This window comes from Clostridium saccharobutylicum DSM 13864, from assembly GCF_000473995.1.
In the GTDB taxonomy this organism is placed as follows: Bacteria; Bacillota; Clostridia; order Clostridiales; family Clostridiaceae; genus Clostridium; species Clostridium saccharobutylicum.
This window is the reverse complement of record NC_022571.1, coordinates 1,082,670-1,099,502: the sequence shown is the minus strand read 5'-3', so window position 1 is coordinate 1,099,502 and position 16,833 is coordinate 1,082,670. Positions and strand designations below refer to the sequence as shown.

Genomic DNA, 16,833 nt, shown 5'->3' with positions numbered 1-16,833 from the left:
GAAACTTTTAGAACTTCTATATAATCTACATGCTAAAGATATTGATTACTACATGTTAATTGAATCTCTAGCCATCCTCAATACACTTCTTATTCGAATCACATAATTCATGCAAAAATACAATCAGCACATACATTATTCTTGTTTAATTGACACATTTTTGCTTTTTCAAACTTTTCGCAAACAAAAATATACATTTTTTTGTATAAACGACATTTTATTTACTTTTAATGAAATATTATTATATAATGGAATTGTACATTTTTCTAAATATAAGTAAAAAATAAACAAGTTTGCTTTAAATAAAATTTGGTTAGATCTTTTTGGGTAAAAACTATATTTTATGCTATTCAAACACAATGGAGGAGAATTTTATGTTAAAATTTAAAAACTTATCAGTTGCAAAAAAAATACTAACGTTTTCTACTACTAGTACTGTTTTAATTGGTATTATTTTAATTTCTTTCAGTTATTTTTTGCAGTCTAAAATTTTATTAGAAACACTAAGAAATCAAACAAGTCAAATCACTCAAAATTGGGCAAATCAATTAAATCCTGACGATGTAGAAAAAGCTAAAGAAGCAAAAGATTACGATGATCCATCGCAAAAAAAACTTACCGAATTTTTTGATCTTCTATCTAAATATAATCCTAATGTAGCACAGGGATACATATATGGTACTGAATTACAAGATGGTAATAAAACTTCTGTCATTGCTTTTCCTTCTCATGTTATTAAAGCTTTCAAAGAAGCAGGTTTAAAAGTTGGTGATATGTACGAACAACCTACTGAAATTGTAAATAGTATTCAATCAATGTTAAAAAATAAAGAAATAACCTTCACAAATGTATATAAAGATGACTACGGAACATGGATTAGCATTCTTTATCCTATTACAGATAAAAATGGTAATATATCATCATATTTCGCAGCAGATGTTGATGCAAACATGATAGTTAATGGTCGAAAAGAAATTATTATATATGGTGGAATCGCTATCGTAGTTTTTCTGGTATTAGTACTAACAATTCAATCTATATTTATAAAGAAAACTCTATTTCCGCTTAAAGAACTAGTAAAAGGCATTGATAAACTTAGCAATGGTAACTTTGATGTCAAACTACAAACTGGAACTGATGAATTAGGAATTGTGAATACTAAATTTAATGCAATGACTACTCAAATTAAAGAAATAATTTTAAAAATTAAAGAAACTTCTTATAACATCGATGAATTCTCTAAGGAACTATTAGTTGTTGCTGAAAAAAATAGCGAACATTCAACTAAAATTACCAAAGACATTCAGCAAATAGACTCTGGTATTAAAACTCAGGAGCATTCTATGGTTGAAAGTGCACATGCAATGACTGAAATTGCAGAAGGCGTACATATAATTGCCAATAATGCTTATAATGTTTCTTCTTCTGTAATTAACATGGAGAATAAATCTTTATCTGGTAATAATTCTATGAAAAATGTAGTAGAACAAATGAGCCTTATTTCAAATGCTATGGAAAATACCGCTTCTGCTATCAAAACTTTAAATGAACACTCTAAAGAAATCAGTATAATTATGGAAGTTATCACTCAAATCTCAAATCAAACTGATCTTCTTGCTTTAAATGCTGCAATTGAAGCCGCTAGAGCAGGAGAATACGGTAGTGGTTTTGCTGTTGTAGCAGATGAAATCCGCAAATTAGCAGATCAATCAAAACATTCTGCGGAAAAAATTGTTAAACTTGTTCAAGTTATTCAAACTGAAATTATAAATGCAGTTGATTCTATGAATAAAGGTAACAAAGAAGTTGAATTTGGTATTAAAATTGCAGAACAAACAGATAATTTATTTTCAGAAATTCAAAACACGACAAAAGAAGTTGCTTCACAAACGCAAAATGTTTCTGATTCTTCACAACAAATTTCTACTACAACTGAAGAAATGACAGCTACAATAGGTGATTTAACATCTGGCGCTAGAGTAATTTCTTCAACATTTGATAATATTACAAATAGAGTTGAATCTCAACAGCATTCAATAAGCTATATTGTAGATGCATCTAAACAATTAAATCTTGTATCTGAAGAATTACAAGAACTTATTAGTCAATTCCAAATATAGAATTTTATATATAGATATACAAAGGAGAATATTTATGGATACTCAATTTTTTTTACAAGAAAGATTATCAATTGAAGAAAAAAACTATTGGTTACAAGAACTATCTGAGCCTTTACCAATAATAAATGTTCCAATAGATTTTCCTCAACATAATAAAAAATATTCAAAAAAATTAAGTAAGACTATTATTTTAGATAAAAACTTGAAAGATGGATTAACAAAATTTAATTCTGAATTTAATGTACAAGCAATTATGATTGCTGCATATTTTGCATGGATTGCTAGATTATCAAATGAAAAAGATATTTTAATAGAAGTTAATATTGATAATACTGCTTATCCAATCCGTATTTCAATCGAAAATATTAAGACATTTAAAGATCTTTTATTGTTAGTAAAAGAAAAATTAAATAATGCCTCTAAGTATATTTTTATTCCTGAAGAAATAGTAAAAGATGAAATTTATAAAACTTTATTTCAAACAACTTTTAGTATAAATTCTAATAAAAAACCAGAAAATGAATCTATTATAGATTGGGAGATAAAAGAACAAGAAAATGATATGGCGATCAATGTTCATTATGATGTTGATTTATTTAGAACAAATACAATAGAACGTTTTATTAAATATTATATGAGCATACTAGAATCTGTTATTAAGAATCAAAACACTAGTATTTATAGTATTAATATTTTAACAGAAGATGAAATAAAAATTTATAACGAATTAAACAATACATATATGGAACTTCCAAATTATAATACAATTCCAAAAATGTTTGAAGAAGCAGTGCATAATTTTCCAAATAATATTGCTATATCCTCTGAAGAAGGACAATTTACTTATAAACAATTAAATGAACGAGCAAATCAACTTGCAAATGGACTTATTAATAAGGGCCTTGAAAAAGGTGATTTCGTTACTATTTTTATGAAACGAAGCCTTGAAACAATTATTGCTATTCTTGGTATTATTAAAGCAGGTGGTGTATATGTGCCATTAGATCCCGAACACCCAGAAGAACGTAATACTTACATTATATCGGACACAAAATCACCATTTATTGTAACAAAAGCTGCATATATGAATAAAGCTAAAGAGTTATTATCTAATGTACTATCAGTTAAAGAAATTATTTTAATGGAAAATGATATAAATACTTTTTCAACAGAAAATCCAAATATTGATTTAAACTATGATGATTTAGCTTATATTATTTATACTTCTGGGTCTACTGGAAAACCAAAAGGTACCTTAATTGCTCATAAAGGTGTAGTAAACTTAGTACATTTAATTCGTAATCAATTTGATATTAATGAAACAGATATTTTAACGCAATTTGCAACATATAGTTTCGATGCATCAGTATGGGATACTTTTGGATCTTTATCTTGTGGTGCAAGATTACATTTATTATCTTCAGAAGAACGTATTTCAGCAGATGCTTTTGCTGATGCTATTTATAAAACTAAAGCTACTTTTATTGCGATTTTACCTACTGTATTTTTCAACCAAATAGCTACATATTTATCTGAAGAAAATCACTATAAATTCTCTACTGTTAAAAGAGTTGCTGTAGGCGGAGAAGCTTTATCAGGTGAAATTGTACGAGCTTTCCAAAGAAGGTTCCAAAATTCTATTGAAATTGTCAATTTATACGGACCTACTGAATCAACAGTTGTTGCAACTGGTTATAGCATTAAAAACTTAATACCTGAAGATCAAGCAAACATTCCTATAGGCAAACCATTTAACAACTATGAAATTTATATTATTAATGAAGAAAATCAGCTTTGTCCTATTAATGTACCTGGTGAAATATGCATTTCTTCATTAGCTTTAGCAAAAGGATATTTAAATCAAGAAGCAAAAACAAAAGAAGTTTTTGTTCATAATCCTTTTAAAGAAAATAGCATTATTTATAAGTCTGGTGATATTGCTCGCATTTTGGAAAATGGTTTAATTGAATATGTTAGTCGTAAAGATTCACAGGTAAAAGTGCGTGGTCATCGTATAGAAATTAGTGAAATAGAAGACAATCTTGCTAAACATCCAGAAATAAGGGATGTAGCTATTATTCCAAAGAAATATAACGATGAGACTATTTTAGTTTCTTATTACACTACTAAAGAGAATAAAAAAATAAAAGTTATAGAACTAAAGAACTTTTTATCTGAAACATTACCTTCTTATATGATTCCAAAATACATGAATTATTTTAGAAGATATGCCGATTTCCCCTACAGGAAAAATTGATCGCAAAAAATTAGCAACTTATGAGATTGTTAAAATAGAAGAAAGCACCAATTTTATAGCACCGCAAAATGAAATCCAAGAAATCATTGCAAACTCTTGGAAACAAGTTTTGAAATTAGATAAGGTCAGCATAAATGATGATTACTTCGATATTGGTGGCGATTCATTGAAAATTATGAGTGTTCTAGTATTATTAAAGCCACATTTTCCAAAATTAAAAATTAGTGATTTCTTCACTAATAAAACTGTTGCTGACTTAGCAATACGTGTAAATGAATTACAACTAGAAGATAATAACTCTAACAAAATGAATGAATCTAATATATGGGAAGTTAAGGATTTAAATGAATATCCAAATAGATTAAATTATAAAACACAATTAAATGTAAATACAAAACCTAAAAATATTTTACTTACAGGGGCTACTGGATACTTAGGATCTCATGTTCTTCATGATTTGCTAAAGAGCACAGATGCTAAAATTTACTGTTTAATTAGAAAATCTAATACTCAATCATTATTAGAAAAGTTATTAACTACTATGAAATCATACTTTAACGAAGAAGTTATTAATCAAATAAACGAACGTGTTATTCCAATTGAAGGCGATTTAGAAAAAGATAATCTCGGATTATCTTTAAGTGATCAAGAATTCATTAAGAAAACTGTAGATAGTATTATTCATACTGCTGCTGATGTTCGTCACTTTGGAAATGTATCTCATTTTGAGAAAGTAAATATTCAAGGAACTAAGTATTCACTTGATATAGCTAAATCAAAAAAAGATCTTAGATTTCACTATATTTCAACACTTGGAATTCCAGAAGATTTATCTTTAAGTGGACAATGGGAAAAAGTGATTAGTAAACAAAAATTTGATAATGATTTAAAATTAGAAAGTGTTTATACAAATAGTAAACTTGAATCAGAAAAATTAGTATACAAAGCTGGAGAAGAAGGACTTGCAATTAATGTTTATCGTGCTGGAAATTTAACTTGCTGTTCTGAAAATGGTCAATTTCAAAAGAACATTGATAGCAACGCTTTCTATCGTATGATTAAATCCATGCTTTTATTGGGTAAAGCCCCGAAAGCTAATTGTTACTTAGATTTCACTCCAATTGATTATGCTAGTAAAGCAATTGTATCCCTAGCTTGTCAGGAAAATACTATTGGTGAAACTTTTCATATTTGTAATCCAGAACAAATTTTATATTCATCTGTGGTTGATATGATTAATAACTTTGGATATAAAATAGAATTAATTGATCAAATAGAATATGAAAAATGGCTTTTCAATAAAAATATTAAAAAAACTCAAGAAGGTTTAGAATTAGCAATAGCTCAATTAGACGGTGATGGCGTAAAAGATTCATGCTATCGTTTTGCTTGTCCTAACGCAATTAAATATTTAAATTATAAATCGGTTAAATGTCCACAAGTAGATCAAGATTTTATTGATAAAATGATAAGCTATGCTATCAAAGTTGAATATTTCCCAAAGGCTTAAGAAAAAAAAGATAAGGGTCATTCCTTATCTTTTTGTAATATTAAATAAAAAAGGTGTAAAAATTGAAAAAACATTCAATTTTATAATTATATAATTTAATACAATCATTTTGCATTATTATCATGACAACTTTTTCTTTCTACAAGCTTAACTGGAATAACATAATTAGCTGAAAATACCACATCATCATCTATTGATGTAATAATGGATTTTGTTGCTAATTCTGCCATTTGTAATAACTCCATTTTCATTGAAGTAAGTGGTGGATTAAAATATTTTGATGCTTCAATATCATCAAAACCTATTATAGAAATATCTTCTGGTACTCTAAGGCCCGCTTCTTTTATTGCCTTTATTGCTCCAAAAGCTATTTTATCATTACTTGCAAAAATAGCAGTGAACTTGATGTTTTTGCTAAATAGTTTCTTAACGGCATTATATCCACCATCTTCAATAAATTCACTATTTACAATCAAACTTTTATTTATAGGTATACCTGCTTCTTCCAATGCTTTTTGGTATCCTCGAATCCTATCCTTTGATGAAAATTTAGCTGTTCCACCTGTAATATGTACTATTTCAGTATGATTAAGATTTATAAAATACTTTGTAGCATTATATGCGCCACCATAATTATCAGCATTTACTATCATGCATTTTTTATAAGCAGCATCATCAGGTTTAATTGACTGATCAACTAACACGACTTTATATCCACCATTAATTATTTTTTTTATTATTTTATCATCATCATCCTGTCCTATAAATATACCACCAGAAATTGTTTTATTATAAAAACATTCTTCGATCTTCTCATAACCTTGTACATTATGTATTATATGAACAAGAACTGTATATCCCATTTCACTAGCAGTTTCTATTACTGAACTAGTAAACTCTAAATAATATGGGCTTTTTGTAATTCTACTTTTTAATCCATATGATCTATATACCATGTCTATAATAAATAATCCAATAACTTTATTTTTACTTCCTGCAAGCATTCTGGCTGAAGCATGTGGCACATAGTCATATTCTTTAATTATTTTCAACACCTTTTCTCTTGTTTCCTCTGGGACATTTGAATAATTATTTATAACTCTAGATACAGTACTACGTGATACTCCTGCAAGTTTTGCAATGTCACTACTATTCATAATCTTTTTCATACCTCCATTCATAAACTCGCGTTTATAATATATATTATAGTATTAGTATATATTTTTCAATAACTTTTACAAATAAGCACACTGTACCCTACTATGTTGAAACAAATACATTCACTCATTATCATACAAACTATATACTTATAAAAATTTAAAGGATGTATCAGAAAAAATATCAGATACACCCCTTAAATGTTTACTTTTTATTTCTTTAATTCTTTAAATACTTCTATCATTTCTTCAATCAACGATTTGATTGTTTCTGCTGCCATCATTTGATCTTCTGCATGCATTATTATTAATGAAAATTCCACTTTTTCTCCTGCTGCTTCCTTTTGTATCAATGATGCATGTGCATGATGTCCCTTTACAATATAATCTGATGCTTCAGACATCTTTTTTTCTGCTTCATCATACTTACCTTCTCGTACATCTCTTAGTGCTTCAAGAGCTAATGATTTAGCCATTCCAACATTGCTTATTATTTCAAAGGCTATTAATTCAATTCCTTCCATCTGTAATTCTCCTAACTTATTAAAAATACTTTAAATTGATTCTACTATTTCTCCATCATTTTCATAATTTTTTTCTTCTTCATCTTCTATTCCTTCTGCTTTATTTGCTGCTATTACAAAAGGTGCATATATTAACACGCTGACTGCAAGGCAGATAAAACCTATAACTAACGCTATAACGTTTCCACCTGTTCCTAAGAAAGGCATTAATGGTCCTGGTGTTGTCCATGGAATTCCATATACCACTGGTGGTATTATTTTTAAAACCATAATAGATACATACCCTATTGAAATATTCACCAAAGGCGTTAATATAAATGGAATTATGTAAATTGGATTTAAAACTATAGGCAATCCAAATATAACCATCTCATTAATATTAAATAATCCTGGTGCAAAAGAAAGTTTTGCTATACTTTTTTGTTCCTTTGCTTTACTGAATATTAAAATAGATATTACTAAACCTAATGTACATCCTGATCCTCCATATTCAGAGAAAGCACTAGCTAATCCGCTATATGTTATTGGGTAAGGTGCTCCCCATGCAGTAGCATGTTGAGCTACATATAAAAGATTTGCATTACCAGCTTCTGAGAACATAGTATCACGTATTGCTGCTATAGTATTTGGTCCATGTATACCCATAACCCAAAGTGCTTGAGATAAAAATGATAATATTATTACAGAACCTATACTTTGACTCATCTTTGTTAATGGTGTCTGAATAATGCTGTAAACTAATTCATGTAATCCGCCTGGTGCTATTTTCTTAACAAAAAAGTTTACAATTGAAAATAACATAGTTGTTATAATTATAGGTAATAATACCTTAAATGATCTTGCTACCGCAGGAGGTACTTGCTCCGGCATTTTAATTTCTAGTTTTTTAGATTGTGATAATCTCGACATCAATTCGCCGACTAATAATCCGATTATTATAGCTACAAATAACCCTTGAGCCCCTGTATACTTTGTTGTGATATAATTTACACCTTCTGAATTGAAATAATCTGGATAAATTATAAAGTAAACAGAAATTGCAGTCATACCTGTTAATAAATCATCACCCTTAAGCTGTTTAGAAAGATTTCTTGCGATTAAGAATACTATTAATATTGCAAATATATCTGCTGAGCCCTTTAAGACTGGACTAAATATTGCTTGATATTGTCCGATATTTGGAAAAACCTTATCTAATCTCAATATCTTTAAAACAAATCCTTCTGGCGATAACAAAACATTATTAAGTAATACCATAAGAGATCCTGCCATAGTTAATGGAAATGATAGTATAAACGCATCCCTTACTGCGCATATATGTCTCTGTGAATTTAATTTTGATGCCAGAGGAACTAACATTCTTTCAATTAAACCCTGAAATTTCTCCATAATACTCATAGTTATTTACTCCTTTTTATTTAATTTTAATAAGTGCATCTTCTAAGATTGCTTTTCCGTTCATAGTTCCATATGCTCTCATATCTATTACTTCTACGGGTATTCTTCCATTTACAAGTTTTTCAACTTGTGATTTTTGAAAACGAACTTGTGGTCCTAAAAGAACTATATCTACACTATCAACAACTGTACTGCATTCAGCTACTGGAAGAGCTTCAATTCCTATTTCAATTCCTTGTTCTTTAGCTGCAGCTTGCATTTTAGTTACTAACAAACTTGTAGACATCCCTGCTGAACATACTAATAATATTTTTTTCATAATTAATCACTCCTAATAATATTTTTATTTAATATTTATATAAAATTCAATTATTGACTTAAGCTTTATAATTCTTCTCCATTAGTACTTATAACATCCTTATACCAATAGAAACTTTTCTTTTTAATTCTTTTTAATTCTTTTTCATCATTTTCATCTCTATCGACATATACAAATCCATAACGCTTCTGATATCCATTTAACCAACTCAATAAATCTGTAAATGACCAAGTGCAATATCCTAAAAGATTAACTCCATCTGTCACTGCTTCTTTACATGCTTTAATATGTGCCTTAATATACTCTATTCTATAATCATCATTTACAACTTCATTTTCCTCAAGCTTATCGAATTCCCCAAGACCATTTTCAGTAATTAATATAGGAAGATTATATCTGCTTGTTAATCTTCTAAGTCCAACCCTTAATCCTGTAGAATCAATTGCCCAATCCCAGTTTGTTGTTTTTAAATACTGATTTTTTACATTTTTATATACACCAGGAATTCCACTTTCTTTTGTCGTATCTTTTTTACCTGTATTATTCATACCTTTAGCTGCACCAACTCCATCTAATGGATTCATTGCAACAGTAGCAGTTTGATAATAATTTATACCTATAAAATCTGGTTTTGCTCTTTTCAATATTTCTAAATCGCCATCTTCAATTAATGGTGCAATTCCTAATCTCTCATAGTATTTAAATGCAAATGCTGGATATATACCTTTGCAATAAACATCAAGCCACCAGTTACAATTTAAATCTTCTGCATTTTCTGCTGCTAGAACATCTTCTGGATTACAACTATATGAATAATTAGGTCCAAATGCAAAGCTTGGCCCAATTTTTCCATTTGGCACATAATTCCTAAATGATTCAATAACTTTTGCATTAGCTATATTTGCAATATGATTAGCTTGTAGCATTCTTTTATGATCTTTAACACCTGGTGGGTGTAATGCTGTCAGATAACCTAGTGTTAAAAATACATTTTGTTCATTAAGTGTTACCCAGTATTTTACCTTATCACCAAATCTCTTAAATAGTGTTATGCAATATTCATTGAAATCATTAATTATCTCTCTTGATTCCCATCCCCCATATAAATCTTGTAGATGTTGTGGCAAATCCCAATGATACAATGTAATTATTGGTTCTATATTATTTTTTATTAATTCATCTATTAAGTTTTCATAAAACTTTAGTCCTGCTTCATTTATTTCGCCTCTTCCATTAGGATATATACGACTCCAAGCAATTGAGAATCTATAAGCCTTTAACCCCATTTCAGCCATTAACGTTACATCTTCTTTATATCTGTTATAATGGTCTACTGCTATATCTCCATTTGTATCTTTATAAGTTGTACCAGGAATTCTTGTATATAAATCCCATATACTTTCACCCTTTCCATCTTTATTCCATGCACCTTCAATCTGATAAGCTGCTGATGCTGATCCCCATAAGAAATCATCTTTGAATTTTTCTATTTTTTCATATATCACTTAATAATCCCCCTATAATCTTAATTTATAATTTATTATAATTTTGTCTATTTTAAATCTTTATAATGAATATTAATCTGTCTATATTTACAAATCCATTATTATTTTATATCTGCATTTATAATAGCTCCCAGTATATTTGCATCATTATTATGCATACATCGTTCAATTTCTGTAGTAATAAAATCTGCTTCAAAATATTTAATACACATATCTTTGTACTGTTTTTTGATTTTATCTATAAACCAATCTGATTCTGATATTCCCCCTCCTATACATATAATTTCAGGATTATAAAAAACAGTTATAGCCATTAATTGAATTACTATATTTTTTATCCATTCATCAATTGAGACTTGTGCTATTTCATCTCCATCTAAATATTTCTCACATACTTCTTTTCCATATTTGAGGTAATCATTTTCATCAACTTTGCTATTATATATGTTTACTAATCCTGTTATTGATGAATAATCACCCATTTTTTGAATTTCTTTAGTTTTATCGTTTACAAAAGGAATATTATGAAATTCCCCTGCATATGAATCCTTACCGTATATAACACCATTTTTATCACATACGCAACCACCTGTTCCTGTCCCTATAATTAAAAATGCCGCTGATTGACTACCTTTTGCATTTCCAATTTGAAATTCACACAATCCTGCTGCTTTCGCATCATTTATTGATACAACTCTTTTGTCCATTCTTTTCATAATCTCATAATTTATATTTGTATCATACATAACAGTAATATTAGGAGCCGCATATGATTTTACATTTGATTTTTCATCTATAAGTCCCGGCGCACTGACACCGATTACATCAATTTCATCAATATTACTTATATTAGAGCATATATAATCATATAGATCATCTTTATTATCAAATTTAATAGTTTTGTTCTTCCATTTTTTTTGAATATTATATTGCTCATCTACTAAAGCATATTTGATAAAAGTTCCTCCTATATCAATTCCTAAATTATATTTCCTCATAACATCTCTCCTTAAATTTAATGATTTTAATATGATGACTTTTATCAACTTCAAATAATTTCATTGATATTTATTATTTGAATATCATAATATGTTCATAAATCCCTAGTTTATAAACGCGTGTTTATTAGTGTTTAAAAAAATTTAATTTTTTTGTTGTATAAACTATTCTTTCCATAATACCAGTTCAAATCATAATTATTACCACCATATAGTAAATGTGATAATTTAAAACTGCCATCCTTTATAATTCTCGTGTTAGAATTTATACTATTTATAATACGATTACGTTTCATGAACGCGTGTTTATGTTTATATAATACACTATATATTATTACATTTCAATATATTTTTTGCATTTTTGTATTTAAAGTAACTATTTAGCTATTAAATAATTTTAATATAAGTGGTAGCATTAATTTCTAAAAAGCCTTTCTATTATCATTAGTATATCTTGTTAGTATTCTCTTTAAAGAAATTAATGAGAATGTTTCTTACTATTTGGATAATATTTATTATCTTTACTTTGGCCCGTTCTTTTTATACAAATACTTTAAACCACAAAACAAACTGCTTCCCCTAATTCCCCATTTTTATATATATTTGTATTAAATTAACTTTAATGTTACAATGTTCTTAGTATATTTTCCTTAATATTACATTAGTTCTATAAACTTTATTGTTCTTAATATTTAAATAAAATCCATGAAGGGAGGAAAAAACTATCTTTTAAAAGTTTATAGTAAATAAAAAAAAATTATTAATGTAAAAATATACTAAGTATAGAATATTTATAATAGGGGGTATTAACTTGTTTTCAAAAATCAAAAAAATTAATTTTTTTAAAAAAACATTTTCTTTTTTAATTGCTGTTGTAATGATGTTGTTTACAGTATTAGGAACAAATACTTATAAAGCTGAAGCTGCAACAACATCTTTTGGTGGACAGCTCAAGGTAGTTGGAAGCCAATTATGCGACTCAAATGGTAAACCTATTCAGCTTAAGGGAATGAGTTCACATGGTCTTCAATGGTATGGTCAATTTGTAAATTATGATAGTATGAAATTTTTAAGAGATAAGTGGGGCGTTAATGTTATTCGTGCTGCTATGTATACTAATGAAGGTGGATATATCTCTAATCCATCATCCCAAAAAGAGAAAATAAAAAAAATAGTTCAAGATGCTATAGATTTAAATATGTATGTAATAATTGACTGGCATATATTAAGTGATAATAATCCTAATACCTATAAGGAACAAGCAAAATCATTTTTCCAAGAGATGGCTGAAGAATATGGAAAATATTCAAATGTAATATATGAAATATGTAATGAACCAAATGGTGGCACTAATTGGGCTAACGATATAAAACCTTATGCCAATTACATAATTCCTGCTATAAGAGCAATTGATCCTAATAATATAATAATAGTAGGTACAAGTACTTGGAGCCAAGATGTCGACATTGCTGCTGATAATCCATTACGTTATTCAAACATAATGTACACTTGCCACTTTTATGCTGGAACACATACTCAGTCGCTTAGAGATAAAATAAATTATGCAATGTCAAAAGGCATAGCTATATTTGTTACAGAATGGGGAACATCTGATGCCTCAGGTAATGGCGGACCATATTTAGATGAATCACAAAAATGGGTTGACTTTATGGCAAGTAAAAATATAAGTTGGACTAACTGGGCATTGTGTGACAAAAGTGAAGCTTCTGCTGCTTTAAAATCTGGTTCAAGCACAACTGGAGGATGGACAGATTCTGATCTTACTACTTCAGGCTTATTTGTAAAGAAAAGCATAGGAGGAAGTAATACTACTTCTCAAACATCAGCTCCAACTTTTAGTTTACAGTCAGGAACATACGATTCAGCTCAAACTGTAACCTTAACTTCTTCTGATAATGATTCTGTTATACATTACACTACAGATGGAACAACTCCTACAAGTTCTTCACCTGTATATACTAGTCCTATAACTATATCAAAGACTACAACAGTTAAGGCTTTTACTACAAAAACTGGCATGACTGATTCTAACATAACATCAGCTGTTTACACTATTTCTAATACTGATCCTGTTAAGCAAGTTTCAGCTCCAACTTTTAGTTTACAATCAGGAACATACAATTCAGCTCAAACTGTAACATTAACTTCTTCGGATAATGACTCTGTTATACATTACACTACAGATGGGACAACTCCTACAAGTTCTTCACCTGTATATACTGCTCCTATATCTGTATCAAAAACTACAGCTATTAAAGCTTTTGCTACAAAATTAAATATGACTGATTCTTCTGTTGTTACTAATACTTATACAATCACTAATGAAACATCTAATTCTCCAGTAGAAGTAGAAGTAGAATATAAAATTGAAAATCAGTGGAACACTGGAGCAACCGTTAAAGTAACATTAACAAATAATAGTTCAACTCCAATAAATGGTTGGAAATTATCATGGATTCTACCTGATAATCAATCTATTAATAATATGTGGACTGCTAATTATTCAATAAAAGACTCAGCTATAACTGTTAAAGATATGGGATATAACAATATTATACCTGCTAACGGTGGAACTCAAATCTTTGGCTTTAGCATTAATTATAGCGGTTCAAATTCTAAACCAGAAAGCTTTACATTGAATGGTGTTGAATGCCAAACTAAATAATCAATGTCATTTTAAATAACTACATTACAGATTAATCATATAATTTATCTGTTACAATATTTTAAATATTTTAGCAACTAGTATATAAATCTTATCTAAAAAAAATCAGAACTTCCTGCAAAGTAGGAAGTTCTGATTAATACCAACACTATAAATTTTCCTCATTTTAATCCTCAATTGCTATTTCTACTATATAAAAAATACCTATAGACTAAACACTTTTTTCATGTGTGCAATCTATAGGTATGATTTTACTATGCTATATCCTCTTTTTTTAACTGTGTAACTTTATTTTTTTCAATAAATTTAAAGACATAAGTAACAATAAACGGACAAACAATAGCTGATATTACGCAAGATGCCGCAACTTGTGCTGTAGCTGCTGTAGCAATAGTAATCAGCGTTGGATCAGTTGCTGCAACTGCAATTGGTGTAGCTACTGCATTTCCTGAAGTTGACCCTGTTGCAAGTCCAAGTACAGGGTTCTCTCCAAATAACTTCATAAGAAGAAAAGATCCTATTCCAGTAAAGGTCGCTATTATTCCTAATACTATGCCAGGCCCTCCTGCTGTAACAATATTTCCAAGATTCATTCCTGCACCTAATGAAAACGAAAAGAATGGTATTAATAATAATTTACTTCCGCCAAGAAATTTTCTCATTTCAGTATCAAGATTTCCTAATATCATCCCTATTAATATTGGAATTAATACCGCAACTAGTGACATAAATGGAATTTGTGCAAGCCCTGACGCACCTAATGCAACTAGTGTAAAAAATGGTCCATCTTTTATTGACAATATAGCATAAGCTCCTACATCGGTTTCGTTACCATATTGTGAAGCAAGTGACGCATACAGTCCGCCATTACAATTTGTTAATGCTGCAAGGATAGCCAATGGTGATAGCCCTAATACTCCAGCTGGTCCAAAAACTTTACCTACAAATATACCAATCCCAGCACCTACTATAAATTGTCCTAATACTAATAGAACACCTTTTTTTATTGCCTTTGGTGCTAACTTAAAATTAATCTGTGAACCAATTAGAAACATGAAACAAGCCAATATTGTTGATGATGCCTTTGGTCCAAACAATGCTGTTGTAAATCCACCAATCTGTAAAAATTGCGGACAAAATGTATTAACTAAAACTCCTATAAAAAGTGGAACAACCATCATTCCTCCTGGAATTTTATCAAGTGTCTTCTTAATTGGAATTTGCATTTTTATATAACCCCATTTCTTTTTAGTTCTTCTTTAACATCCTTTGCTCTAATATTTAAAACATCTCTAAATATACTGGAAGTGCAAGAACATTATCGACTTGGTTAGGAAACTCTAACCTTCTTGTACCTATTACCTTTGCTATAGCTGCTTTAGCTTAATCTTGAATTAGATTTATTTAAAAAACGTTAAATTAAATCTTCCTTCTCATTAAAAATTAGTTGATATTATTTTAGAACTTATATCATTATCAATAAAATCACTAGCAGTAATTCCAAATCTCCCCTTGCTATTTTGATTGAAATAATTTTCAACTCTAGAATTAATATCATTAGAAACCTTAGGAATCATAGGAATAAATGCCATTGGCTTGTAGCCACTTGTATAGTTAATATATAAGCAGTTGTTATTTTGAAGTTTCGCTTCATTATAAAGCGCCTCAATAGCACTCCATTTTGAATCATTATTTGATACCTTATATTGATCTTGAATTTTAATTTGTGAATATCCATTATTTATAGAAAACGTAGCATTATCTGCCCATCTTGTGGCATTAATACCTTTTGAACTAGAATTAGAACTAAAACGTCTTACTAAAACTATTTTTCCTCTAGCTTGATTTAATGTAGGAATGTTTGATCCTAAATACCATCTATTAGATGTTTTCGCAACATAAGAATCAAAAGTTTTCTCAAAACTTTCTGTATTATTTGACGCATCATATTCTTCTTTAACACTCATAATAATACATTCTGTAGGATTCTTATCTAGGAAACTTATACAATCATTTAATACATCATCAAAATTCATATGTTGATATATAGAACCATGATGTATAACAAATGAATCATTAATATGACGACATCTTATATCTAGATAGCGTACTCCTATATTTAACTGTTCTGAAATTGGAAGTTCCTGACACTTTGCTGTACCATAAACTGGTTCATATCTTGCACCAGAATCATGTGTTCCAGGAATAGATAATTTTGATATACTTGTATTATTGTCAAGTGATCCCATCCAATTTGAATTTGTGTAAGCACTAGCTTTATTAGGTACTCCTAACATCAATACTAAAATTGATAATAATAAAATTGAAACTTTTTTCTTCATACCTCATTCTCCTCTTT

At 28.8% G+C, this 16,833-nt stretch carries 12 protein-coding genes and 1 pseudogene; 4 read left to right on the top strand and 9 right to left on the bottom strand.

All coding sequences use genetic code 11. From position 1 onward, the window contains the following. Positions 1–476 precede the first annotated feature (476 nt). Genes CLSA_RS04855 through CLSA_RS21950 form a run of 3 tightly spaced genes read left to right on the top strand, consistent with a single transcriptional unit; the run spans position 477 to position 5,887 of the window. Entirely contained in the window at positions 477–2,120 is a 1,644-nt protein-coding gene (locus tag CLSA_RS04855; RefSeq protein WP_158380590.1) for a methyl-accepting chemotaxis protein, read from the top strand. 34 nt (positions 2,121–2,154) lie between these two features. Continuing rightward, on the top strand, positions 2,155–4,377 hold the full coding sequence (locus CLSA_RS21955; protein ID WP_022744293.1) for a non-ribosomal peptide synthetase: 2,223 nt from the start codon (positions 2,155–2,157) through the stop codon (positions 4,375–4,377). Beyond that, a complete protein-coding gene (locus CLSA_RS21950) occupies positions 4,349–5,887 on the top strand; it encodes an SDR family oxidoreductase (RefSeq protein WP_022744292.1) in 1,539 nt (512 codons plus the stop codon). The genes CLSA_RS21955 and CLSA_RS21950 overlap by 29 nt, the downstream gene beginning before the upstream one ends. A gap of 104 nt (positions 5,888–5,991) precedes the next feature. Here the strand turns inward: CLSA_RS21950 and CLSA_RS04845 are convergent, their stop codons facing one another. The 6 genes from CLSA_RS04845 to CLSA_RS04820 form a co-directional block, all read right to left on the bottom strand. Next, entirely contained in the window at positions 5,992–7,056 is a 1,065-nt protein-coding gene (locus tag CLSA_RS04845; protein ID WP_236903298.1) for a LacI family DNA-binding transcriptional regulator, read from the bottom strand. Positions 7,057–7,256: 200 nt separating this feature from the next. After that, on the bottom strand, positions 7,257–7,568 hold the full coding sequence (locus CLSA_RS04840; RefSeq protein WP_022744290.1) for a PTS sugar transporter subunit IIA: 312 nt from the start codon (positions 7,566–7,568) through the stop codon (positions 7,257–7,259). A 30-nt stretch (positions 7,569–7,598) separates the two neighbouring features. Beyond that, positions 7,599–8,966: a PTS sugar transporter subunit IIC gene (locus tag CLSA_RS04835; protein WP_022744289.1), complete on the bottom strand. Its 1,368-nt coding sequence runs from the start codon at positions 8,964–8,966 to the stop codon at positions 7,599–7,601. A 16-nt stretch (positions 8,967–8,982) separates the two neighbouring features. Beyond that, a complete protein-coding gene (locus tag CLSA_RS04830; RefSeq protein WP_022744288.1) occupies positions 8,983–9,285 on the bottom strand; it encodes a PTS sugar transporter subunit IIB in 303 nt (100 codons plus the stop codon). A 65-nt stretch (positions 9,286–9,350) separates the two neighbouring features. Continuing rightward, positions 9,351–10,790, bottom strand: coding sequence for a glycoside hydrolase family 1 protein (locus tag CLSA_RS04825; protein WP_022744287.1), 1,440 nt, complete (start codon positions 10,788–10,790; stop codon positions 9,351–9,353). A gap of 101 nt (positions 10,791–10,891) precedes the next feature. Then, positions 10,892–11,788 carry an ROK family protein gene (locus CLSA_RS04820; protein ID WP_022744286.1) on the bottom strand — a complete coding sequence of 299 codons (897 nt, stop codon included), beginning with the start codon at positions 11,786–11,788 and terminating at the stop codon, positions 10,892–10,894. 811 nt (positions 11,789–12,599) lie between these two features. Here CLSA_RS04820 and CLSA_RS21945 point away from each other — a divergent pair. Continuing rightward, positions 12,600–14,474 carry a cellulase family glycosylhydrolase gene (locus CLSA_RS21945; protein ID WP_022744285.1) on the top strand — a complete coding sequence of 625 codons (1,875 nt, stop codon included), beginning with the start codon at positions 12,600–12,602 and terminating at the stop codon, positions 14,472–14,474. A 254-nt stretch (positions 14,475–14,728) separates the two neighbouring features. Here CLSA_RS21945 and CLSA_RS04810 read toward each other — a convergent pair whose 3' ends face one another. The 3 genes and pseudogenes from CLSA_RS04810 to CLSA_RS04805 form a co-directional block, all read right to left on the bottom strand. After that, positions 14,729–15,700 carry a 2-keto-3-deoxygluconate permease gene (locus CLSA_RS04810; protein ID WP_022744284.1) on the bottom strand — a complete coding sequence of 324 codons (972 nt, stop codon included), beginning with the start codon at positions 15,698–15,700 and terminating at the stop codon, positions 14,729–14,731. A gap of 20 nt (positions 15,701–15,720) precedes the next feature. Beyond that, positions 15,721–15,857, bottom strand: a pseudogene (locus CLSA_RS24535) (NAD-dependent malic enzyme); the annotation flags it as partial. Between the two features lie 53 nt (positions 15,858–15,910). Next, a complete protein-coding gene (locus CLSA_RS04805) occupies positions 15,911–16,816 on the bottom strand; it encodes a phosphatidylinositol-specific phospholipase C (protein ID WP_022744283.1) in 906 nt (301 codons plus the stop codon). Positions 16,817–16,833 lie beyond the last annotated feature (17 nt).

Coding starts and splice junctions, on each gene's coding strand:
- CLSA_RS04820 (WP_022744286.1), bottom strand. CDS start 11,788: ATGAGGAAATATAATTTAGGAATTGATATAGGAGGAACTTTTATCAAA.
- CLSA_RS21950 (WP_022744292.1), top strand. CDS start 4,349: ATGCCGATTTCCCCTACAGGAAAAATTGATCGCAAAAAATTAGCAACT.
- CLSA_RS04845 (WP_236903298.1), bottom strand. CDS start 7,056: ATGAAAAAGATTATGAATAGTAGTGACATTGCAAAACTTGCAGGAGTA.
- CLSA_RS21955 (WP_022744293.1), top strand. CDS start 2,155: ATGGATACTCAATTTTTTTTACAAGAAAGATTATCAATTGAAGAAAAA.
- CLSA_RS04805 (WP_022744283.1), bottom strand. CDS start 16,816: ATGAAGAAAAAAGTTTCAATTTTATTATTATCAATTTTAGTATTGATG.
- CLSA_RS04830 (WP_022744288.1), bottom strand. CDS start 9,285: ATGAAAAAAATATTATTAGTATGTTCAGCAGGGATGTCTACAAGTTTG.
- CLSA_RS04835 (WP_022744289.1), bottom strand. CDS start 8,966: ATGAGTATTATGGAGAAATTTCAGGGTTTAATTGAAAGAATGTTAGTT.
- CLSA_RS04810 (WP_022744284.1), bottom strand. CDS start 15,700: ATGCAAATTCCAATTAAGAAGACACTTGATAAAATTCCAGGAGGAATG.
- CLSA_RS04840 (WP_022744290.1), bottom strand. CDS start 7,568: ATGGAAGGAATTGAATTAATAGCCTTTGAAATAATAAGCAATGTTGGA.